Raw genomic sequence first — 22,492 nt, 5'->3', positions numbered from 1 at the left:
TCGCAAAATCCAGCCTTAACTCTGCCTTTCTGCCAGCGTCTTACATTCTTGGTAACAATGGCAACTCGTCACATGATCCATTACCAGCCCACAGGCTTGCATAAAGGCATAACAAATAGTCGGGCCGACAAAATTAAAACCTAATTTCTTTAACGCCTTCGACATGGCTTCACTTTCTGTTGTTTGGGTCGGTATTTGCGATGATTCTTGCCACTGATTAACAATGCTACGACCGCCAACAAATGACCATAAAAAGTGAGAAAAATCACCTTGCTCAGCAAACGCCACATAGGCCTTCGCATTACGGATCAGTGATTGTATTTTTAACCGATTACGCACAATACCAGTATCCTGCATGAGTCGTTCTACATCCGCCTCATCCATTTGCGCCATTTGGTAGGGATCAAAATTGAAAAACGCCGCTTCGTAGTTAGCTTGTTTTTTAAGAATGGTAATCCAACTTAAACCGGCCTGCTGACCATCTAGGCAAAGCTTTTCAAACAACTCTAAACTGTCGTATTCAGGCCGTCCCCAAACCGTATCATGATAATGCTGATACACTGGGTCCTCGCCACACCAATGACAACGTTGCATATCAATACCCTCAAAAAATCATTACAACAGCACTAAATTATCACGATGAATCAATTCTAGCTCTGCAATATAACCTAAGCTTTGCTGTACCTGATCACTGTGTTGACCACAGACTTTGCTGGCCTCCAATGCATCGTAATTAACCAGACCACGGGCAATAACCGCGCCTTGAGTATTTTTAACGGAGACGCATTCGCCACGCTGAAAATGCCCAGATATCGAAACAACACCAACCGGTAAAAGGCTCTTACCCTTTTTAATCAATGCAGCGGCAGCACCGTCATCAATAATGACATCACCTTTGGTTTGTAAGTGACCGGCAAGCCATTGCTTACGAGCAGCAATCGGTTCCATATCCGGCACCAAACGAGTACCTAACGACTCACCAGCACGCAAACGCAACAGAACATCATCAATGCGGCCACCAGCAATTACCGTCATTGCTCCAGATCTTGCCGCCAAACGGGCTGCACGTACCTTTGTTGCCATGCCGCCACGACCTAATTTACCGCCGCCGCCAGCAACAGCAACAATCGCTGGATCATTGGCTTGGGCTTGAGGGATAAGCTGAGCATTCGGGTTAGAGCGAGGATCGGCATCATAAAGGCCATCTTGGTCGGTCAACAGAATCAGTGCATCGGCTTCGACTAGATTTGCGACCAACGCACCTAAGGTATCGTTATCGCCAAAGCGAATTTCATCGGTCACGACAGTATCGTTTTCATTAACAATAGGAATAATCGGCATCGCCTGAAGAGCTCGTAAAGTATTGCGAGCATTTAAATAGCGTTTACGGTCAGCCAAGTCATCGTGAGTTAATAACACCTGAGCGGTATGTAGCTGATACTGCTCAAACAAGGCTTCATAGGTTTGAACCAGCTGGGTTTGACCAACCGCAGCAGCAGCCTGTAATAACTCCATACTTTCTGGTCGTTCTTGCCAACCTAAACGCGCCATCCCCGCAGCAACAGCACCCGAAGAGACCAGCACGATATCAATGCCTGCCTGCTTCAATTCTGCCATCTGCTGAACCCAGCTTGCGATGCGCGTAGCATCAAGCCCAGCACCATCGTTGGTCAACAAGGCGGAACCTATTTTGACAACCCAGCGTTGTCCATGAGTGATGGAAGAAGCGATCTGTTGCACTATGTACCCTCTAGATTAAAGTATCAAAGCTGCGGCATTAAAGTCATAAAGTGTCAAAGCTTGCGCTTTAAAAAAGCCCTAATCATTGCTGTTTAGGGCTATTGGCATCGGTTAGATTAAGGTTGGTAGATGATTTCCATATCGTGATCGTCATCATCATCGTCGTCATCTGACATCTGCTCGGCTTTTGCCTTAGCACGGGCTGCCTTACGCTCAGAGGACAACATTTCGATGCGTTCACGCGCTTCAAACTCGACCTGCTCACGCAAGGCCTCATCTTCTTCTGCCAGCTCAGGGTTTTCTTTTAGACGCTCATTTCGTTGCTCTAACCAAGTCATGAGCTCGGCAGCAAGCTGCTCAGTTCCCTGATGAGTCATCGCCGATATAACATGCACAGGCCCTTGCCAATCCAGCGCCTCAATCACCGAATCGATACGGCTTTGACGCTCATCTTCAGGTACTAAATCAATTTTGTTTAACACTAACCAACGTTCGCGCTCTGCTAATGTCGGGCTAAACGCAGTCAATTCGTTGGCAATCGCTAAAGCATTATCAGCAGGTGTTGTTTCATCAAATGGGAACATATCTACCACGTGCAGTAATACACGAGTACGCACCAAATGCTTAAGGAATCGAATACCAAGACCGGCACCTTCTGATGCACCTTCGATCAAACCTGGAATATCCGCCATAACGAAAGAGCGCATCTCATCAACACGCACCACACCTAAGTTCGGTACCATCGTTGTAAACGGGTAGTCAGCAACCTTTGGCTTGGCAGCACTAACCGAACGAATCAAAGTCGACTTACCGGCATTCGGTAAACCCAGCAAACCAACATCGGCTAAGACTTTTAATTCGAACTTGAGGTTACGGCTTTCGCCCTCTTTACCTGGTGTCGTTTGCCTTGGTGCACGGTTAATACTGGATTTAAAACGTGTATTACCAAGACCACGGGCACCACCTTCGGCGACTTTGAATTCTTCACCGTGGTGACGTAGGTCGACTAACACCTCATCGGTATCAACATCGATCACCGTTGTTCCAACCGGCACCGTTAAATAAGTATCCTTGCCGCCACGCCCAGTCATATCGGCACCTTGGCCAGGTCGGCCATTTTCAGCTTTATAACGCCGGGTATAGCGATAATCAATCAGGGTATTGGCATTCTCGTCGGCACGAACCCAAACACTGCCACCAAAGCCACCATCGCCGCCATCAGGGCCACCTTTAGCAATAAATTTTTCGCGGCGAAAGCTCAAGCAGCCTTTGCCACCCTTACCTGCTTCCACTGCGATTGTTGCTTCATCTACGAATTTCATATCTATTCTCTGTATTTGCTTAATAGGCTGTGCTTGATGATCGGCCAGTCACTGAGCTTTGAGGTCCGGTATCGTGCCTGTGTATTGCATTATGCCACCTGCATCAAACTTCGTCGCTGCAGGTAATAGTACTGTGACTGTTATTTTAGCAACCCTGTAAAAACTAAAAAGCCCCGCAAAGTAGCGAGGCTTTTAAAGGTGTTGCTAGAGCAGCTTACGCTACGATGTTTACAAACTTACGGTTGTGAGCACCTTTAACAACAAACTCGACTTTACCATCTGCTTTCGCGAATAAAGTATGGTCTTTGCCGATACCTACGTTTTCACCAGCGTGGAAACGAGTACCACGTTGACGAACAATAATAGAACCAGCTGAAACGGACTGACCACCAAAGGCTTTAACGCCAAGACGTTTGCTTTCCGAGTCACGACCGTTACGAGTACTACCACCAGCTTTCTTGTGAGCCATGATTAATCTCCGTTATGCACTAATGCCTGTGATTTTAACTTCAGTGAACCACTGACGGTGGCCCATTTGCTTCATGTGGTGCTTACGACGCTTGAACTTCAAGATCTTAACTTTCTTATGACGACCTTGAGCGATGATTTCAGCAGAAACCTTAGCACCTTTAACAGTTGGCTGACCGATGTTGATCTTGTCGCCATCTGCAACTAATAAAATTTTATCAAAATCGATTTTAGCGCCTGTTTCAGCTTCGATTTTTTCCAGCTTGACCGTTTGGCCTTCGCTGACGCGGTATTGCTTACCGCCAGATACGATTACAGCGTACATGTAATTCTCCAAATTAGTAATAAACCGATCGGTGAAACCCATTTCTACCTGCTTCTAAAGGCGACGCCTACGCTGTTGGCACCCTATGGCAGGGAATGGTGCATTCCGATTGGGGCCGGAATAATACGGATTCAGCGCTGTGGATGCAAGTCGTTTTTGTGCCATCTTGACAGGCTGAACGCAGCTGCCTAGCATCGCGCATACAATCCTAATAAAGATAACGCTGTTCATGAATTCCAACGCCATTTCTCAACTAATCCAGCCAGATTTCGACACCCTGAACACCATTATTCATGAGCAATTGGCCTCTCATGTGCCCATGGTTGAGAAAATTGCTGATTACATTATTTCCAGTGGTGGCAAACGCATGCGCCCAATGTTGGTTATTTTAGCCGCGGGAATGAATGGAAACATTAGCCGAGCACACTGTGAATTGGCCACCGTCATCGAATTTTTACACACTGCGACACTTCTGCACGATGATGTTGTCGACACATCCGATATGCGCCGAGGAAGGCCAACGGCTAACGCTCAATGGGGTAACGCTCCAAGCGTACTAGTTGGCGACTTTCTATATGCCCGCTCTTTTGAACTGTTAGTAAAAATAGCGCATCTAGAGATTATGAACAGCCTTGCCAGTACGACACGAAAAATCGCCGAAGGCGAAGTACTGCAACTGATGAACGTGAAAAACCCAAACATCAGTGAAGCGCAATACATGGATGTCATCACCGGGAAAACGGCGATTCTATTTCAAGCCTCGACTCAAACATCAGCGCTGCTTTCAGGCTGTAACGAACAGCAAGCCAATGCACTTGCCGACTACGGGCTGCATTTAGGCTTGGCCTTCCAGCTCATTGATGATGTTCTAGACTACAGCGGCGACGCTGAAAAGCTTGGCAAAAACATCGGTGATGACTTAGCCGAAGGTAAACCAACACTGCCACTGATTCACGCTATGAGTCATGGCAGCGAAGCCGACGCTCAATTGATTCGCTCAGCAATCCGCCAAGGCAGTCTGGAGCAATTGGCCGCGATTCAAAAAATCATCCAAGCCAACGGCTCTATCGATTATGCAGAAGCGAAAGCACAGCAACATGCTCAGCTCGCTAAACAAGCATTGGCAGACTTTGCCGATAGTGATTACAAAACCGCATTACTCAGCCTTGCTGATATTGCCGTCAATCGACAAAGCTAATCAGCTCACCGTTCTTCAAGCGTTACTTAAATTGAGCCTATTCAGCCGCTTAAATAGCGGCTTATAGCGCAATAATAAAAGCTATTGATCACAATCAACCGCAACTCACCCTACCCTAACCAAAACCGTCTATAGTTATAGCTGCAACAGGCAAAGGTGACTCGATTTTACCTGTGTAACAGCGGCTGTTCGACGGCCGCCAACAAGGCACTAGAAGAAGGTGCCTAGTGAAGCTTTATCGGTGTAGCAATATAATCATAAAATCGATGCACCACCTGGCGTAATTTCATCCCTCTAGGAGAAAAACCATGAACGCCATTCAAGAGTTTACATACGTAGATTTACCCACCGCAGAGCTGTTAGAAATTGCCGTTAAAAAAAACGAAGGTTGCTTTGCCGCCAACGGCGCCTTTACCGTAACGACTGGTAATCGTACCGGCCGCTCACCAAAAGATCGCTTTATTGTTGACGAGCCCAGCTCAAACCAGTTAATCGACTGGGGCGAAATTAATCGACCCTTTTCTATCGATCACTTCAATCAACTCTGGCAACGCGTCAGCGACTATATTTCAGCCAAGGACAGTTTTATTGGTCACTTAGAAGTAGGTGCGGCGGCGGACTCTAGTCTGCCGGTTAAAGTCGTTACCGAGCTAGCTTGGCACCAGGCTTTTGCGCGCAATCTCTTTATTGTGCCTGAACATTGGAACGCGCAAGAAAAACCAGTTTGGCAGGTACTCAATGTACCCAGCTTTTGCTGCTTGCCAGAACGCGACGGCACTCACAGCGAAGCGGCTGCAATCATCAGTTTTGATCAGCGCAAGGTACTCATTGCAGGGCTCGGTTACGCCGGAGAAATGAAAAAAGCCTTATTCGCGGTGCAAAACTTTTTGCTGCCTGAAGCGGATATTCTGCCAATGCACTGCTCTGCTAACGTCGGTGAAGATGGCAAGACCTCGTTATTTTTTGGTTTATCTGGCACCGGTAAGACAACCCTATCGGCCGACCCCGATCGCTATTTAATTGGTGACGATGAACATGGCTGGAGCCCTGATGTCGTATTCAACTTTGAAGGCGGTTGCTACGCTAAAACCATCGATTTAACCCATAAGAATGAACCGATGATTTGGGAGGCAATACACTTTGGCGCCATACTCGAAAACGTTATGCTTAAGCCCGACCGAAGCACCGACTACTTCGACGTTAGCCTCAGTAAAAACGGCCGTGTTGCCTATCCACTGAGCCACATTAAAAAGCGCCAGCCGGATAATCTGGCAGGCGAACCATCAGCGGTGGTGTTTTTAACTTGCGATCTAAACGGGGTTTTACCACCAGTCGCCATATTAAGTAACGAGGCTGCCGCCTACTACTTTTTAAGTGGCTATACGGCACTTGTCGGTTCAACAGAAGTGGGCACAGCCAGCGATATTACCTCAACCTTTTCCACCTGCTTTGGCGCGCCCTTTTTCCCAAGGCCTGCGCAGCTTTATGCAGAATTGTTAATCAAACGCTTAGAGCAAAGTCATGCCAAGGTATATATGGTTAACACTGGCTGGACTGGAGGCCCTTACGGTACTGGCAAGCGCTTTAGCATTCCGACGACACGAGCAATCATTACTGCCATTACCAATGGCTCACTTGAGCACACACCAACCGAGCATATTGATGTCTTAAACTTAGATATCCCAACGCTTGTTGAGGGTGTTGAGAGCCAGTTGCTTAACCCAAAAGAGACCTGGGCCGACTCAAATGCATTCGAACAACGCGCGAGCGAGCTGGCAAAAGAGTTCCAAGCAAACTTTGAGCAGTACGATGTAAGGCAAGAAATTAAAGCAGCAGGACCCATTGGCTAACAATCAATATCCAACAAGCATGTAAGCTTTGAGCCAAGTAGCTCATCGTCTTACATGCTGTCTCTCAATTGAGCCATTAAATTCATACTGTGGCTGCGCGCATCGGTATCAAAAACAGGAATCGAAATGATCAGCTCATCGATATTTGTGGTCGCTATAAAGCGAGCGAGCTGATCTTTAATACTGTCTTTGGTACCAACTAACGCATAGCGCAATACGTGATCAACCATTTGCTTATCGGCCTGTGTCCAACGGCCATCCATAGAATCGACAGGTGCTGGAAAACGGCTGTTACCGCCGGTGCGCATCTGCACGAACTTTTGCTGAACCGACGTGAATAGATAATCTGCCTCGACCTGAGTATCCGCCAACACCACCATCACGCCAGCCATGGCATAGGGTTTAGCAAGGGCATCACTGGCACGAAAGGTTTCTTTATAAATTTGCAGCGCCTGCTGCAAGTGATCGGGTGCAAAGTGCGACGCAAATGAATAGGGCAATCCGAAATGCGCAGCCAATTCAGCGCTGTATAAACTCGACCCGAGCAACCAAAGTGGCACATGCGTGCCTTGGCCTGGCACGGCGATAACTGACTGTTCTGCATCGCTTAAATAACGCTGTAACTCTTGGATGTCTTGCGGGTATTGATCGACTGAAACATCCAAAGCACGACGCAACGCTTGCGCCGTATTCATATCCGTTCCAGGCGCACGACCTAGCCCCAAATCGATACGGTCGCCATACAGCTCGGCCAAGGTGCCAAACTGTTCTGCAATCACTAACGGTGCATGATTGGGCAACATGACGCCACCCGCACCTAGGCGAATCGTTTGAGTTGCTGCGCCAATATTGGCCAGAATCACTGAGGTAGCCGAACTGGCAATGCCTTTCATGCCATGATGTTCCGCCAGCCAATAACGCTGATAGCCTAAAGACTCGGCTTCAACGGCAAGATTACGAGTTTGTGTTAAGGAGTCCGCAACAGACTGCCCCTCTGATACAGTTGAAAGATCAAGAATAGAGAATGGAATCATCAGTACCGCTGCCGTCGTTAAGTTGCCTGATATATAGGGGCGACGACGGCGATATACAACCGATACTTTTATCTTCGTAGTAACGATCTAATATCTTAATAGTAACGAACTAAGAGAGCGGCTCATCGAGCAAGCCAGTAAGAACCTCTTGCACCGAACGACGCCAAGGGCGCTGTTTAATGCCAAAGGTCGATAAGATTTTCCGGCAACTCAACTCATAGTTTTCTGGCTGCAACACGGCATCGACCATATCTGGCGAGTCGCTTTCTAAAATGCTTTCAACCCGCACCTCAGTCATCGACTTCACCACCGTGATAACCGCTTTGGCAAAGGTATGCATAGTACAGGCGTCACTATCGGCATAATGGTAAATGCCCCAGAGCGCAGGTTCTTCAACGCCACAATCAACCTGCTCAGCAATAGCTAAGAAAACCTTGGCTACGGCGTTTGAATCGGTCGGATTACCACTTAATTTACCAGAAAAACTGAGCTTTTCTTGTTGTACCGCAGCGTCGACCAAGCAAGCCAAAAAGTGCTCAGGCTGATCACTAAACAGCCAGCCAACGCGCACAACTATGCTCTGCTGCCCGGCTTTTAAAACCGACTGTTCAATCGCTGCCATAGCATCGCCATAAGGTAAACCAGCATCTGGCTGATCGGTTTCTAAATATGGCCGAGCGCTGCCACCAGAAAAAACCTGAGCAGACGAAAGCAGTAATAACACCTGTTTATTAGCGTGGGTTTCAACTTGCAGTCGCTGGGCGAGTGAATACCACTGCTTAAAATCTGGCTGCGCTGATTCTTCAGGCTGCTCAAATAATGCATTGAGCACAAACTGAACCTTTCGATGCTCGGCTAAAAAGGCGCGCAAAGCATCCTCTTGCCAGCAATGCTCGCAGCGTAACGCAACATAAGGAATAGAACGCGACTTCAGCAGCTGAACCATGGCGGCTCCAACCTGACTGTCACTACCTAGAATAAGAAATGACAGCGTTGGCGAGTTATCGATCACAAAGGCACCTAATAGAAAAATATCACAGTCTTGAGTATAAATGCCTCTGTGCAAAAACGATAGAATTGCTATACGTTAGAGCGCTTGATAAAGACGCAAAAAGCTTGGAAACCGAGGCAACCCAGTCGATGTTTGGCCAGAATATTGATAGCTGATCCATTGACCTATTTTTGGTGGCTCAGCGCGCTCGGCATCACTAAAACCAGTACCTACTTTGAACCGCCGGCCATCAGAGTCGCGCACAATCAACGCCCCCATCATGCCTTGATACTTACCCTTACCAGGGCTGTAACCGATCACTTCGGCTTCGGCATCGTATTTAGGTTTAAGCTTAATAATGGCGTCAGACCGTACCGGCTGATAAAGCGCATCGCGTTGATTCAGCATTAACCCTTCACCGCCTGCGGCAACAACTTTAGCTAAGGTATTTGTTAATTCGCGCTGATCATTGACCGGATAACCTGCGACGCGCTGAAACCATGACTGCTCAACCTGCGTCACCAATTGCTCTAACAGTTGATATCGTTGCTGATAAGGCAAAAGGCTCATCGGTAAATCAAACACCATCAGACTGACGCTTTGCCAACGCTCATCGTCTTCACTGTGGCTGCGAACCAGAGACGAAACCTGATCAAACTGGCCATAGCCAAGCCATAATTCCCCCTCCAAGCTCAGTTCTGGCAATGCCGCTAAAAACCATGCTGGAGCAGCAATGCGATTACCGCTACGGGTGCTGAGTACACCCTTATGCCAAAGCACTCGTACGCCATCGTATTTTTCTGTTACCTGATATTGACTGAAGTCGGCAATCGCGACGTTACTCTGCTTGGCATGCATTAACGCCAAGCCGTTTTGTGCCGCCACCGACACAATAGGAAATAGCAGTAAAAAGCTGACAATCAGCAGCATAAGTATCGTTTGCATCCTAATCACTCCTTTGATTAACAGACCACTCGATCATAGCGCAGATAAATGTCCTCCAAACAGCCTGTTAAATCGTAGCAATTACATCACCTCGGGTTTTATCGTAGAAAGACTGATCCAAAACGAGTTTTGCCGCGTAAAAAATAATCAAACAGACACTACGATGAATCCGAATGATGACAGCTTCGCGCTTAAGAGAACTCAACTTATGCAGCTAAAACAATCATCGACGTTGCAATACTCGGCAAATTGCATTAAATCTGTCGCTATGAAACAACAAGATGAACATCAACAACTTGCCCAATGGCTCAGCAAGGTCGCAACAAATCGCGACAAGGCTGCCTTTACTGAATTATTTAAATACTTTTCACCCAGAGTGCATCAATTTGCTCTGAGCAAGTACGGCAATGAATCTCTCGCGAATGAAGTCGTGCAAGAGGCGATGACCAACGTCTGGCGAAAAGCTCACCTGTACAACGCAGATAAAGGCGCGCCAACGACTTGGGTTTATACCTTATCCAGAAACGTCGCTTTTGATCTGTTGCGTAAAATCAATAACAGCAAAGAAGATAACCTCAGTGAAGATCTCTGGCCGGTCATGGAAGACGAGCAAACACCGCTTAGCCTTTTGTCTGGCGATCTCGATAAAGCTTGGGTGAAACAGACCATCGCCAAGCTGCCAGAAAAACAGCAGCAGGTCATTCATGAGTTTTACTTTAAAGAACAAACCCATGAACAGGTTGCTCAACAACTTGAGATCCCACTGGGAACGGTAAAGTCTCGCCTACGCTTGGCGATTGTGAAATTGAAACAAATGATGGAGGTGGACGATGATTAATCACCACCCAGATAACGAAATACTCGCCGCTTATGTGCGTGGCGACTTACCCGCAGCCATGGCAACGGCTGTCGCGATTCACCAAGAAATGTGTCCACACTGCCAACAAAACATTGCGGAATTGCAAGAGCTAGAAGCTGAGCGTTACTTTAACGATGCTGACGACTTTAACAGCCACTCTGATTTTAACAACGTGGTTGACTTTAACAGAGCGAGCAACAGCAATCTGCCTGCAAGCATGAGCGCGATGATTGAGCTGATTACCGAATCTGACGCTCAAGACGTTCCTAATACTCGGCAGCGTAAAACCATTCAGGTGAACAACACCGAATACACCTTGCCGAATGCGCTGACCAATATCGCATTAAGCAAATGGACCAGTTTGGGCTATATTGCAAGAAGCCGCCTATCACTTGATGAAGGCGATATCCGAGCCAGCCTTTTGCAAATTTTGCCCGGCGGTACCGTGCCAGAGCATACTCACAAAGGCTTTGAGATCACTCTGATCTTAGACGGTAGCTTTAGTGATGATATGGGCTCTTACGTGGCTGGCGATTTTATGGTGCTAGACGCCAGTCATCATCACAGTCCAGTTACCGAAGAAGGTTGCCTATGCTACACGGTGTTGAATAACTCCATGCACTTTAACAAAGGTCTAAATAAATTATTGAACCCAATCGGCAAACTTATTTACTGAGCATCTAAGGTTTATTGGAAATTTAAGGTTTATTGAACATCGAAGGAAGCCAGATGGAACAACAACAAACCATAACCATCGGTATCAGCGCCTGCTTAGCAGGCGAAAAAGTTCGTTACGACGGTAGCGCCAAGCGATCCAGTTTTTGTATGGATCAGCTTGGTAAGCACGTTAAATATCAGCATTACTGCCCAGAAGTTGCGGTCGGCATGACTATTCCCCGACCAACCATTCGCCAAACACAACAGCAAGAACGCATCATCTTGGCATCTGCCGATGGCAGCAATGATGTCACTGACGCCATGATCGACTACGGCAAACAGATCGCTGAAAAAGTAGACCACCTCAGTGGTTTTATTTTTTGCGCCAAAAGTCCGAGCTGCGGTATGGAGCGAGTCAAGGTTTACGCAGCCAGCGGCCAATCCAGCAGCTCCAATGGTGTTGGTCTGTTCGCGGCAGAAATTATGGCGCACAACCCTTTATTGCCATGTGAAGAAAATGGCCGACTAAACGATGCCGACATCCGTGAAAATTTTATCGCCCGTGTCTACATCTATCATCGTTGGCAACAACTTATTGCCAGCGGCATTAGCCGAAAAAAGTTAATCGATTTTCACAGCCAATTAAAATACACCCTAATGAGCCATGATCCGCTAGCAGTAAAACGGCTGGGTCAGATCCTTGCCGATGCATCCATCGCTGTCGACGAACAGGCTTCACGCTATATCCAAGGCTGCATGCAAACCTTGAAATTAATCGCAACACGAAAAAAACACACCAACACGTTACAGCATCTACAAGGTTACTTTGCAGACGAGCTGAACAGTCAAGAGCGAGAAATTCTAACCGATCAAATCCATCGTTACCGCCAAGGTCTGGTACCTCTTTTGGTACCCATTGAGCAACTCAAGCATTACCTTAATCTTTACCCGAAAAGCTACTTACAACAACAGACTTACTTCAATCCTTACCCTGAAGATTTAAGGTTACGTTACTCACAATAAAATTGATCTTTTTTGCGCGCCGGTACGTAACTATGACGACGACCAAACAGTGATCAAGCAAAGGTGATAAAAAATGCAACAGGACTCCAACTTTGATGAAGGGCTACCCAACTGGCTAGCACAATTTTTAACCACCTATGAAAGTTTAAACACCTCCAACCTGCACCTATTAAAAACCATCTACAGTGACACTGTTGAGTTCCAAGACCCAATGCATGAAATCTACGGTCTAAAACATCTGACAGCCTATTTTAATAAGCTGTACACCAACCTAAAAGAATGCCGCTTTCATATCGATGAAGTTTTTTATCAAAACAACAATGCTTCAGTATTTTGGACCATGACCTATGTGCACCCAAAATTAAATGGCGGCGCAGAAGTAACTGTCCAAGGTCACAGTCATCTTAAAGGCCAAGAAAATCTTGTTTACTATCACCGCGATTATTTGGATGTTGGCGCTATGCTATATGAACAAATCCCGCTGTTAGGAAGAATTATTAAAGCGATTAAAGGACGATCGGCGTCATGAAGAACATTGCAATTATCGGTAGCGGCATTTCTGGTTTAACAACAGCTTACTTGCTATCTAAAAAACACCAGGTCACGCTATTTGAAAAAAACGACTACATTGGTGGCCATACCGCAACCATTGAGGTAACGGATAACGGCCAGCCGTTAAATGTGGATACTGGCTTTATTGTTTTTAACGACCGTACCTACCCAAATTTTTTGGCGTTATTAGACGAAATTGGCGTAGGCCGCCAACCAACCCAGATGAGCTTTTCCGTCCATAATCAACAAACCGGCTTGGAGTATAACGGCCATACGCTGAATACATTATTTGCTCAGCGCCGCAATATTGTCCGAGCCAATTTTTGGCGTCTCATTAAAGAAATTCTACGCTTTAATAAGCAGTGTCAGGCTTTGTATCAACAAGGTCTTGAAGACTGCAACGACACCTTAGGCGATTTTTTAACCGAACATAATTTTAGCGAATTTTTTTGCGAACATTACATCCTGCCAATGGGTGCCGCTATTTGGTCTGCGTCATTAAAAGAGATGAAAGTGTTTGAGTTGAAATTTTTCATCCGCTTCTTTCAGCACCATGGCCTACTCGATATCGCTGGTCGGCCACAATGGTATGTTATTCCTGGCGGTTCAAAAATGTATATCGAACCGATGATCCAGCCCTTTAAACAATCGATACAGCTAAACGCCGATATCCGTTCGGTTAAGCGCCACCAATCGCATGTTGAGATTAGCTTTGCAGATGGCGCGATAAAGACATTCGATGAAGTGGTGTTTGCCTGCCATAGTGATCAGGCACTTGAACTTCTGGCCGATGTCAGCGAACAAGAGTCCAAAATCTTAGGTGCCATACCCTATCGCGAAAACAGCGTGGTACTGCACACCGACACCGGCATGCTACCGAAAAGGCAACTTGCCTGGGCGTCATGGAACTATCAGCTAGATGGCAATTACGAAAAGCCTGCCAGCGTTACTTACAACATGAATATCTTACAGGGCTTAAGCTCAGACACGACTTACTGCGTCACGTTGAATCAAGACGACAAAATCGATGCCGATAAAGTGTTAAGAAAATTTGTTTACCACCATCCGGTATTTAATGTGCAATCGATTGCCGCGCAAAAGAATCGTGCAGCTATTTGCGGCGTCAATAACACTCATTTTGTTGGCGCATATTGGTACAACGGCTTTCATGAAGATGGCGTAAAGAGTGCGGTCGATGTTGCTGGCCGCTTTGGCTGCTACCTAAACAATAAGGCGCCCGTTAATGACTAAAGTACAACCCAAACACAGTGCCATCTATAACGGCAATGTAACGCATCGTCGATTTGAACAGCAGGCGCATAATTTTAATTATCCACTTTATATGATGGCCGTTGACCTTGATGAATTAGAACAAGGTCAGCTGAATCGATTTTCACTCTTTGGCACCCAATGGTTTAAAGCGATTCGATTTAAACAGCAAGACTATTTAAATTTAAAGCGCGCAGCGGATAATTCAAATAGGCAGAATTTAACTACCAACAGCAGTTTAAGAGAACGCATTACAACAAAACTGAAAGAATTAGGCGCTAAAGACAGTACGCCAGATAAGGTTACGCTGTTAGTACAGTGCCGCTGCTTTGGTATTTATTTCAGTCCGGCAAATTTTATTTTTTGCTACGACAAAACAGGCCAATGTACGCAATTGCTTGTAGAAGTCAGCAATACGCCTTGGAACAAACGCCATTACTATCTTGTCGATATGACACAAGCTGAAACTCAGCCATCAGAAAAAACATTCCATGTATCGCCCTTTATGGATTTAGACATGAGTTATCACTGGCAAGTTAAAGCACCGAGTCACGAGAAAGAAAAACTCAGTGTTCATATCGAAAATCGACGAACCAGCAGCACCAAGAACAGCACCAAGAACAGCACCAAGGCATTCGACGCAACGCTAAAGTTGGATCGACGCCCTCTAACCAATAAACAACTTTTTAAAGTCTGGATACGACAGCCGATGATGACCTTTGCTGTCGTTAAAGGTATTTATGTTCAGGCGTTTCACCTTTTCAGAAAGAAAATTAAATTTGTCCCCTATCAAGTCAAACAGACTGATTCGACGGCTAAATAATTAATCGGAGATATTCGTATGGATCAAACTGCAAAACTTCAATCCGCTAAAGGCGCAAGCTGGTTAACACTTCGATGTCGCGCCATTGTTCACCACTTCTTTTCTAAACTCGAAGACGGCCAACTGATGATTAAAGAGCAAATCGAAGATTCTGCTCAACAGCAGTTCAGTTTTGGTACTCACAGCAGCGACCAAGAACAGCTAGTGGCCAGCATTCAGGTTTATGACTTATCGATGTATAAAGACTTTATCTTCGGTGGCAGCATTGGTGCCGCAAAAGCCTTTATCGAAGGAAAATGGCAAGCCGATGACCTAACGACCGTGATCCGCGTTTTTGCTCGAGCACAAAAAATCACCGATAAACTAGAAAAGTATTATAGCTGGATTGGCGCTGCAAAAAACAAACTGCTGCATCGCTTACGAGCAAACAGCATTAAGGGTTCAAAGAAAAACATTTTAGCCCATTACGATTTAGGCGATGAGTTGTTTAGCCAATTTTTATGTGACGAAATGGTTTATTCGTCGGCTGTTTTTGCAGAGCCGCTGCAATCACTTGGCGATGCTCAGCTGAATAAATTCAAAACCATCTGCGATCAGTTAGAGCTAACCGAGTCCGACCATGTAGTTGAAATTGGCACCGGCTGGGGCGGTTTAGCCATTTATGCAGCACAACACTACGGCTGCCGTGTAACAACTACGACCATTTCTGATTCTCAACATGCCTATGCCAAAAAACGAATCGAGGCGCTCGGCTTAAGCGATAAAATTACACTGCTTAAAAAGGATTACCGCCTGTTAACCGGCCAGTATGATAAATTGATGTCCGTTGAAATGATCGAGGCCGTTGGCTACGAGCATCTCAGTCGATTCTTTCAAGTGTGTAATAGTCTAGTCAAACCCAAAGGCAAAATGCTGATCCAAGCGATCACCATTGCCGACCAACGTTTCGAGCACTATCGTAACCATGTCGACTTTATTCAGCGTTATATATTCCCTGGCGGTTTTTTACCTTCTATTACTTTGCTGACTCAGCAACTGACTAAACACACCGACATGGTGACCGAATCGATTAGCGACATCGGCTTAGACTATGCGAAGACACTGAATATTTGGCAGCAAAACTTTAATAAAAACTGGTCGCAAATTAGCCAGCATGGTTACGACCAAGCCTTTAAAAACTTATGGCAATTCTATTTAAGTTATTGTGAAGGTGCTTTTTTAGAACGTGCAACCAGTACTGTTCATCTACTGGCGCGTAAGAGTTAATAACGAAAAATCCAAGGCCAGACTAAAAGATATTAGCTGGCCGATTGGTTATTGATTTTGCGTTGTAATAATTCTACCCAAGAGCGACTTTGCTCTGATTCGGTTTTCCGATTGGCTAGGCGAGCGTAATGCAAGGCTTGGGAGTAATCTTTTAACCGATACAACAATTGCACTCTAGTCAGTTCAATACGCTCTTGCTGTTCTTGATCTTCTGCTGCTATGTTATCGAGCGCTTGCAGTGCTAATTCAAACTGCTGCTCTTGGTGATATAGCCGTACCAAATTCCAACCTAAGCTGTTATCAATCCCTGTTGCTAATATCCAAACATCAATAGCTCGTTGCCATTCTTTGGCAACCTGCCACAGCTGCGCTTGCATGGTGAGAAGATCGACATCCTGTTGCAGCTCAGGTATTTCGCTAATCAACAAGGCCGCTTGCTCAGGAACACCGGTTTGCAAATAAAGTTGAGCCAGCGTTTTTAAATCATCAGGAGTTAACGCAACTCCGTTTCGATACGCCAACGCAAGTGTTGCTCGCGCCTGTTGCTGGTCTTCTAATAGCAGCTGCAAACCGGCACTTTGTCGCCACCAGCCAGTTTCGTTAGGCTCTAATAAAATGAGCCCATCCAAACTCACTAACGCCGCTTGCCAACGTTTGAGTTCTAACTGAGCGCCTAAACGCATCACCAACAAGGGTCTATCCGCAGCGCCATCGAGATTCAGATACTGATCGGTTGCCGAAAGTACATCAGTCCACTGTTTAAGTTGAAAATAACTCTGGCTTATTCTCAACCAAAGTTGCTGACGGCTATCGGCTTCGCTTTCGGTATTCACCAACTCTAGATAGATCGTCAAGGCCGCTTGAAATTCTTCTTGCATTAGCAATAAATCAGCTAGCATCCGTCGTGTTGTCTGCATTTGCTGATCTTGCAGCAAACCACTTTCTACCGCTTGGCGTAGATAATCCACCGCCAGTTCAGGCTGTTCGTTTTGCCAATAAAACACGCCGAGCATACGATTTATAAAAGCCCGGTCATAGGGTGCTCTGGATTGATAATTACGCAGCAAGTCGATCGCTTCAACCAGCTCGTCTTCTTGCTGTAATGCTTGCGCCTTTTGCACAATCACCGCACTGCGGGGCAATAGATTTTCTGCATAGCTAGAATAAGCAAACAGCAACAGGCTGAAGAAAAAGCCAACATTATAAAAGAGTCGTCGTATCGATCGGATAGAAAGGTTCATTACTCTAAAGAAAACTCCAACTTAATACGCTGACCGGTTTGTGCCACGGCAACACCGTCGACAATCTTTGCCTGATATTTCCAACGGCGCAGTGCTCTTATCGCATCGCGATCAAAAACATTTCTCGGTTCAGCATTGAGTACTTTTATATCGCGGACCTTCCCTTCGGGGTCGATGGTAAAACTCAGCTCAACATAGCCTTCAAGGTTTTGTCGCTGTGCCGCTGGCGGATATTGCGGCGGTACGCGATAAAGCGGCACCAGTTCTTGACTGCCACCTAAATCGGCAAAAGATGGTGGCGTAATAGCCAAGTCACCGACGCTCATATCAAAATCAAATTCGGGTAAATCTAAGGCGCTGCTGGTGTTGAGCGATGGCGCTGCTGCACTGGCTAGGCTTTGTGGCGGCGGTGGTGTTAAGGGTGTTGGTGGCTCAGGCGCGGCTCGTTTCCGGCGTTGCGTATCGGACTCCTGCTCAATCATCAGCATGTCGAATCTTAATGGCGGCTGTGTCTCAACCACGGCGTAATGGTCTTCATTAACCAGCCAGGCCATAAAGCTAAAGATGCTAAATGCAGCCATCAGCGATAAAGGAACAGCAAGCAGAAAACGAGTCATCAGCGCGCCTCAGTCGCTAACGCAATATTACCAACACCGGCACCTTTGGCAGCATCCATGACTTTAACCACCGTGCCGTTATAGGCGTATTCATCCGCTTGAATAACCAAAGAAGCATCCGGCTGATCGATTAAAAGGTGCTCTAATGTCGCCTGCACTCGCTCCACATCAACGACTCGTTTGTCGATGTAAACATCATTGGCGTCGGTAATAGCAATAAAAATTCCGGCTTCTTTTTGGCTCACCGAATTTTCTGCTTGCGGCCGATTCACTTCCACACCGGATTCACGCACAAAAGAACTGGTGACAATAAAGAAAATTAACATAATAAAAACAATATCGAGCATGGAGGTTAAATCCACCTGCGCTTCTTCGCGCGCAGCAACGGGGCGATTAAGTCGCATCCTTTATTGACTCCTTAATAATTTTTCTAATTGACGTTCACGCTGTAAACAGGCTTTGGCGATTTGCGCGTGTACAAACAATCCGGTCAGCGCGCAAACCATGCCAGCCATTGTCGGCAATGTTGCCAAGGAAATACCTGACGCCATTAAGCGCGGTTCGCTGTTGCCTTGCGAAGCCATCAGGTCGAATACCGAAATCATGCCGGTCACCGTACCTAACAATCCCAACAGAGGGCATATGGCGATCAACAACTTAATTAAATTAAGATGTTGATTAAGCAATAAATAAGCCTCGCCTAACCAAGCATTACGCTGCGCGGTTGCATACCAAGAAGACTGATCTTGGCGCGCTTGCCATGCCGCCAGCCACTGCTGTTGCTTTTCTGGAAAGCCCCACTTTAAAAATAGGATGCGTTCGGCGACCAACAACCAGGTGGCAAACACCACCAGCGCCAAGCACCACAAAACAGGGCCACCCTTGTTCATAAATTGACTGACCATAAACAAGCCATCTTGCAGGCCAGCCACAGACAGAAAATTCAAACTAAGCGACATAAGCAGCCTCTTGCGCACTTTCTGCTTTATTGGCAACTAATCCAATGCCCTGCTTTTCTAGCACCACACGGATATGGTCGGCTTGTGAGCTTAATAGGTTATGCAATAGCAATAACGGCATTGCAGCCACCAAACCAAGTACCGTAGTGATCAACGCCATCGAAATACCATTGGCCATAATGGCAGGATCGCCGTTACCGAATTGGGTAATCATTTGGAAAGTTTCGATCATGCCTGTCACGGTACCGAGCAAGCCAAGCATTGGCGCTAGGGCGGCAAGCAGTTTGATCATTGAAAGGCCTTTTTCTAGCCCTTGCTGCTCATCAACAATGGCTTCAAGTAAGCGCAATTCTAAGGCTTCCAATGTTTGGCTCTGTTCTTCGTTGTAAACACTGAGGATTCTTCCTAGCGGATTATCACCAGGTTGGTCTGTCGATTTAAGTTGTTGAGTGATTTTCTGCCCAATAGTAAATAATCGCCAACCGTGAAAGCCACCAATCGCCAAGCCTAAGAGCAACAACGCTAGAATCACCTTGCCAACAACGCCGCCTTGCGCCAAACGATCAGAAAGGCTCGGCGTATTGCCTAATTGCTCTAACATCACTCCCAAGGTTGGATCAATCGCTAAACTTTGCAGCCCTGTTTCGATTAGTTCTGATATTCCATTTAAGGTCGGCGCGTTATCAGGCTGTTTTAAATAGGCACTGGCCAGCTGTTGTTTCGCGTCCCACTTTAAAAAACCTTGCTCGCCAATCAGAGCGACATTACCTAGGCGGTAAACCGACTGCTCGGCTACATCACCCTTGCTGGTTAAAACACGCAAAGTCAGTTGCTGTAATTCAGCGCCCGCGCTGATATCCGTTTGCATTCCTAGCCATAACGCATTGAGTTGCTCGATAGACGGCAACACTGTCGCGGCAACAATATCGTCAAGCAATTCGCTAAAGGTTGGATTACTAATCGACACCAAACTTTGTTCACCTTCCAGTTGCAGCTCTTTAGCAACTTGGCGTACAACGCCAAATAGTTCACCCAAACTGCCGGTTTCTAAACGTAGCTTTTCTTCTAGGCGAGCCAGTTCATCTTCATTGGCATTAAACTGCTGGTTGAGTGCTTCTGTCTGCTGCTCTAGCTGTTGTTTTATGGCTTCTAATTGTTGACGTTTGGCTTCGACTTCGGCAGCAGTAAGCGCGAATTGCTGCTCACGCAATGCATTATGCTCTGCCGATTGCTGCTGCGCCTGAATGGTTTGTTCGACTAGATTGCTCTGGTCAGCCGAGTTCGCCTGATCAACGGAATTGGTTGCAGTATCTTCAGCCCATAACAAAGCAGGTAAAAAAGACAGCGCCAACAGTAAGGGCTTAATTGTTGCTTTCATATTAAAGCTCCTCCGGCTGCGCAGAACTTTCTGCAGGACGTTCTAGTTTAAAAGAGAGCGGTAATTGCAAAATGCTTGGACCAACCTGTTGGCTCGCCATGGCAAATGCTTGATTCACCTGAGTGGCATGAGATCGTTTTAGTGGCTGCCAAACTCGCGCCAGATCATTCCACGCCCAAAAATCCTGTCCATCCAAGCTGCGAGCAACTAATGACGCACGACCTAGATACAACACATCAACAGGAATGCGATTATTGTTATCGACACTAATTTCAGCTTGATACACACCCAGCTTTTTGCCGTAATCCAATTCTATTTGGTAAGCCTCTAGAATACGGCGGAACTTTTCAGCATCGCTCACATTGGCAACCGACATCATGGTTTCTAACCGTTCAATTCGGGCTTTTCTGGCTTGGTAACGGATCGGGTCATCTTCAGCCAAGTGCTGCTTTAACCCTGCGATCATGCGATACATCAGCGGCACAACACCTTGCCGAGTATCGGCAATACCTTGCATTTGCTGGTTTAATGAGTCGGCTTCTTTGTCTTGGTCTGCAATTAGGCTGATCAAATGATCGCGATAGATGTTGAGGTCTGCAATTTGCTCCTCTAGTGCCGCGATTTGCGCAAGTGAGTCTAAACGCTGATCTTCGATGGCATCGATCTGTTCTTGGCTAAGCGCTGCGGCTTCAACAATTTCACCATCGAGCGCGCGAGCTGTATCCAACTCGTTAGCCGATAAGGCGGCAGACATCAGTCCAGTGGCAGTTATCATAAACACTCGGCAACACCAAGCAGATGGTATTTTAGCGAGAACGGCAGGCATTTGATTTCCCCATACAGCAGTGAATCCGAAAGTAGATATTCGGCTCTAATCAATAATCTGGGGCTGAGGATACTATTTTAGAATGATTATTCAATAAAAATGATTATCATTTACTGTATTTGCCACGATTCCTGCTGAGAAATAATGACTTAGTTTGGTCAACGACGAGCATCGGCATAAAGGCTCTAAAATAAAAAGACCGCTAATAAAGCGGCCTTAAGTATGACAATCTTAAAAGTGTGACAACACTAGAGGAATGACAAACCAAGCAACAAAACTCAGTAAGCAATCCTATTTGGCTTAAGCAACCTTGCCTGCCTTATTTTTATTCTTTTCCGTCGATGCCTGATCGATCGGTTCTACCTTGTTATGCTTTTCATATAAGAAACTCAAAACCTCAGTGCGAAGGCGATGATATTCAGGCATTTCAGCAACAGCTAAACGCTTACGCGGCCGCTCCAGATTAACCTCTAAAATATCGCCAATGGTAGCTGCTGGGCCGTTCGTCATCATGACAATACGATCCGAAAGCAGCACCGCCTCATCAACATCGTGCGTAATCATAATCACGGTGTTATTAAGCTTGGCTTGAATATCCATTAATGAATCTTGTAAATGCGCTCTGGTCAGCGCATCCAGCGCCCCAAAAGGTTCATCCATTAACAAAATTTCTGGCTTCATCGCTAACGCTCGCGCAATGCCGACACGCTGTTTCATACCACCAGAAATCTCTGACGGCCGCTTATCCTTAGCGTGCGTCATATGCACCAAGTCTAAATTATGCAGAATCCATTCATGCATCTCTTGGCGCGACATCTGCTGCTTAAAAATAGTTTTTACCGCTAGCTCAACATTTTGATAACAGGTTAGCCAAGGCAGCAGCGAATGGTTTTGGAACACCACTGCTCGCTCTGGGCCCGGCTGGTTTATTTCTCGACCGTTCATAACAATGCCGCCAGTGGTCGCTTGGTTCAAACCTGCAACCATATTCAATACTGTACTTTTACCGCAGCCAGAGTGACCAATTAACGAAACAAACTCACCCTTCTTAACTTTAAGCTGTACGTTTTGAACCGCGCAAAAAGGCCCCTTGTCGGTTGGGAATTCAATGGCTACTTGAGATAACTCTAACAATACTTTTTCCATCTT

24 protein-coding genes are annotated in these 22,492 nt (G+C 46.3%); 9 read left to right on the top strand and 15 right to left on the bottom strand.

From position 1 onward, the window contains the following. Positions 1 to 15: 15 nt before the first annotated feature. From FME95_RS12155 to rplU, 5 genes are all read right to left on the bottom strand, one after another. On the bottom strand, positions 16 to 594 hold the full coding sequence (locus tag FME95_RS12155; protein ID WP_222709981.1) for a DNA-3-methyladenine glycosylase I: 579 nt from the start codon (positions 592 to 594) through the stop codon (positions 16 to 18). Between the two features lie 21 nt (positions 595 to 615). Continuing rightward, a complete protein-coding gene (gene proB, locus FME95_RS12150; protein WP_246109373.1) occupies positions 616 to 1,740 on the bottom strand; it encodes a glutamate 5-kinase in 1,125 nt (374 codons plus the stop codon). A gap of 116 nt (positions 1,741 to 1,856) precedes the next feature. Further along, a complete protein-coding gene (cgtA, locus tag FME95_RS12145) occupies positions 1,857 to 3,062 on the bottom strand; it encodes an Obg family GTPase CgtA (RefSeq protein ID WP_147714750.1) in 1,206 nt (401 codons plus the stop codon). Positions 3,063 to 3,276: 214 nt separating this feature from the next. Next, entirely contained in the window at positions 3,277 to 3,531 is a 255-nt protein-coding gene (rpmA, locus tag FME95_RS12140; protein WP_147714749.1) for a 50S ribosomal protein L27, read from the bottom strand. A gap of 12 nt (positions 3,532 to 3,543) precedes the next feature. Further along, the gene (gene rplU / locus FME95_RS12135) at positions 3,544 to 3,855 is read right to left on the bottom strand and encodes a 50S ribosomal protein L21 (protein ID WP_147714748.1); all 312 of its coding nucleotides are present in this window, start codon (positions 3,853 to 3,855) and stop codon (positions 3,544 to 3,546) included. Between the two features lie 229 nt (positions 3,856 to 4,084). Between rplU and FME95_RS12130 the strand changes: the two genes are divergently transcribed. Both FME95_RS12130 and FME95_RS12125 read left to right on the top strand, forming a co-directional pair. After that, a complete protein-coding gene (locus tag FME95_RS12130; RefSeq protein ID WP_147714747.1) occupies positions 4,085 to 5,053 on the top strand; it encodes a polyprenyl synthetase family protein in 969 nt (322 codons plus the stop codon). Positions 5,054 to 5,361: 308 nt separating this feature from the next. After that, on the top strand, positions 5,362 to 6,903 hold the full coding sequence (locus tag FME95_RS12125; protein WP_147714746.1) for a phosphoenolpyruvate carboxykinase: 1,542 nt from the start codon (positions 5,362 to 5,364) through the stop codon (positions 6,901 to 6,903). Positions 6,904 to 6,953: 50 nt separating this feature from the next. Here the strand turns inward: FME95_RS12125 and FME95_RS12120 are convergent, their stop codons facing one another. The 3 genes from FME95_RS12120 to FME95_RS12110 all read right to left on the bottom strand — a co-directional run bounded on the left by FME95_RS12120 (position 6,954) and on the right by FME95_RS12110 (position 9,873). After that, complete coding sequence (locus FME95_RS12120; RefSeq protein ID WP_147714745.1) at positions 6,954 to 7,937, bottom strand: LLM class flavin-dependent oxidoreductase; 984 nt, start codon at positions 7,935 to 7,937, stop codon at positions 6,954 to 6,956. Positions 7,938 to 8,046: 109 nt separating this feature from the next. Continuing rightward, positions 8,047 to 8,949 (bottom strand): sugar nucleotide-binding protein, encoded by a 903-nt coding sequence (locus tag FME95_RS12115; RefSeq protein WP_147714744.1) that lies wholly within the window; start codon positions 8,947 to 8,949, stop codon positions 8,047 to 8,049. A gap of 75 nt (positions 8,950 to 9,024) precedes the next feature. Then, positions 9,025 to 9,873: a DNA ligase gene (locus FME95_RS12110; protein ID WP_147714743.1), complete on the bottom strand. Its 849-nt coding sequence runs from the start codon at positions 9,871 to 9,873 to the stop codon at positions 9,025 to 9,027. Between the two features lie 208 nt (positions 9,874 to 10,081). Here FME95_RS12110 and FME95_RS12105 point away from each other — a divergent pair, with 208 nt between their 5' ends. The 7 genes from FME95_RS12105 (at position 10,082) to FME95_RS12075 (ending at position 16,322) form a co-directional block, all read left to right on the top strand. After that, the gene (locus FME95_RS12105; protein ID WP_147714742.1) at positions 10,082 to 10,711 is read left to right on the top strand and encodes a sigma-70 family RNA polymerase sigma factor; all 630 of its coding nucleotides are present in this window, start codon (positions 10,082 to 10,084) and stop codon (positions 10,709 to 10,711) included. Then, positions 10,704 to 11,408: a ChrR family anti-sigma-E factor gene (locus FME95_RS12100; RefSeq protein ID WP_147714741.1), complete on the top strand. Its 705-nt coding sequence runs from the start codon at positions 10,704 to 10,706 to the stop codon at positions 11,406 to 11,408. Before FME95_RS12105 ends, FME95_RS12100 begins: the two co-directional genes overlap by 8 nt. 53 nt (positions 11,409 to 11,461) lie before the next feature. Continuing rightward, positions 11,462 to 12,412, top strand: a complete 951-nt coding sequence (locus FME95_RS12095; protein ID WP_147714740.1) for a YbgA family protein — start codon at positions 11,462 to 11,464, stop codon at positions 12,410 to 12,412. A 73-nt stretch (positions 12,413 to 12,485) separates the two neighbouring features. Continuing rightward, positions 12,486 to 12,941: a nuclear transport factor 2 family protein gene (locus tag FME95_RS12090; protein ID WP_147714739.1), complete on the top strand. Its 456-nt coding sequence runs from the start codon at positions 12,486 to 12,488 to the stop codon at positions 12,939 to 12,941. Further along, positions 12,938 to 14,215, top strand: coding sequence for an NAD(P)/FAD-dependent oxidoreductase (locus FME95_RS12085; protein ID WP_147714738.1), 1,278 nt, complete (start codon positions 12,938 to 12,940; stop codon positions 14,213 to 14,215). The genes FME95_RS12090 and FME95_RS12085 overlap by 4 nt, the downstream gene beginning before the upstream one ends. Next, a complete protein-coding gene (locus FME95_RS12080; protein ID WP_147714737.1) occupies positions 14,208 to 15,056 on the top strand; it encodes a DUF1365 domain-containing protein in 849 nt (282 codons plus the stop codon). The genes FME95_RS12085 and FME95_RS12080 overlap by 8 nt, the downstream gene beginning before the upstream one ends. Before the next feature lie 18 nt (positions 15,057 to 15,074). Next, entirely contained in the window at positions 15,075 to 16,322 is a 1,248-nt protein-coding gene (locus FME95_RS12075; RefSeq protein ID WP_147714736.1) for an SAM-dependent methyltransferase, read from the top strand. Positions 16,323 to 16,354: 32 nt separating this feature from the next. Here the strand turns inward: FME95_RS12075 and FME95_RS12070 are convergent, their stop codons facing one another. From FME95_RS12070 to FME95_RS12040, 7 genes are all read right to left on the bottom strand, one after another. Next, positions 16,355 to 17,563, bottom strand: a complete 1,209-nt coding sequence (locus FME95_RS12070) for a tetratricopeptide repeat protein (protein WP_147714735.1) — start codon at positions 17,561 to 17,563, stop codon at positions 16,355 to 16,357. Continuing rightward, positions 17,563 to 18,180: an energy transducer TonB gene (locus FME95_RS12065; RefSeq protein ID WP_147714734.1), complete on the bottom strand. Its 618-nt coding sequence runs from the start codon at positions 18,178 to 18,180 to the stop codon at positions 17,563 to 17,565. The genes FME95_RS12070 and FME95_RS12065 overlap by 1 nt, the downstream gene beginning before the upstream one ends. After that, complete coding sequence (locus tag FME95_RS12060) at positions 18,180 to 18,584, bottom strand: ExbD/TolR family protein (protein ID WP_147714733.1); 405 nt, start codon at positions 18,582 to 18,584, stop codon at positions 18,180 to 18,182. Before FME95_RS12060 ends, FME95_RS12065 begins: the two co-directional genes overlap by 1 nt. A gap of 3 nt (positions 18,585 to 18,587) precedes the next feature. Next, positions 18,588 to 19,139, bottom strand: coding sequence for a MotA/TolQ/ExbB proton channel family protein (locus tag FME95_RS12055; protein WP_147714732.1), 552 nt, complete (start codon positions 19,137 to 19,139; stop codon positions 18,588 to 18,590). After that, positions 19,129 to 20,517 carry a MotA/TolQ/ExbB proton channel family protein gene (locus tag FME95_RS12050; RefSeq protein ID WP_147714731.1) on the bottom strand — a complete coding sequence of 463 codons (1,389 nt, stop codon included), beginning with the start codon at positions 20,515 to 20,517 and terminating at the stop codon, positions 19,129 to 19,131. The genes FME95_RS12055 and FME95_RS12050 overlap by 11 nt, the downstream gene beginning before the upstream one ends. A gap of 1 nt (position 20,518) precedes the next feature. Continuing rightward, positions 20,519 to 21,343, bottom strand: a complete 825-nt coding sequence (locus FME95_RS12045; protein ID WP_222709980.1) for a DUF3450 domain-containing protein — start codon at positions 21,341 to 21,343, stop codon at positions 20,519 to 20,521. Between the two features lie 300 nt (positions 21,344 to 21,643). Next, positions 21,644 to 22,489, bottom strand: coding sequence for an ABC transporter ATP-binding protein (locus FME95_RS12040; protein WP_147714730.1), 846 nt, complete (start codon positions 22,487 to 22,489; stop codon positions 21,644 to 21,646). Positions 22,490 to 22,492: the final 3 nt, after the last annotated feature.

The sequence above is a fragment of the Reinekea thalattae genome, from assembly GCF_008041945.1.
In the GTDB taxonomy this organism is placed as follows: Bacteria; Pseudomonadota; Gammaproteobacteria; order Pseudomonadales; family Natronospirillaceae; genus Reinekea; species Reinekea thalattae.
This window is presented reverse-complemented; position numbering and strand designations above follow the sequence as displayed.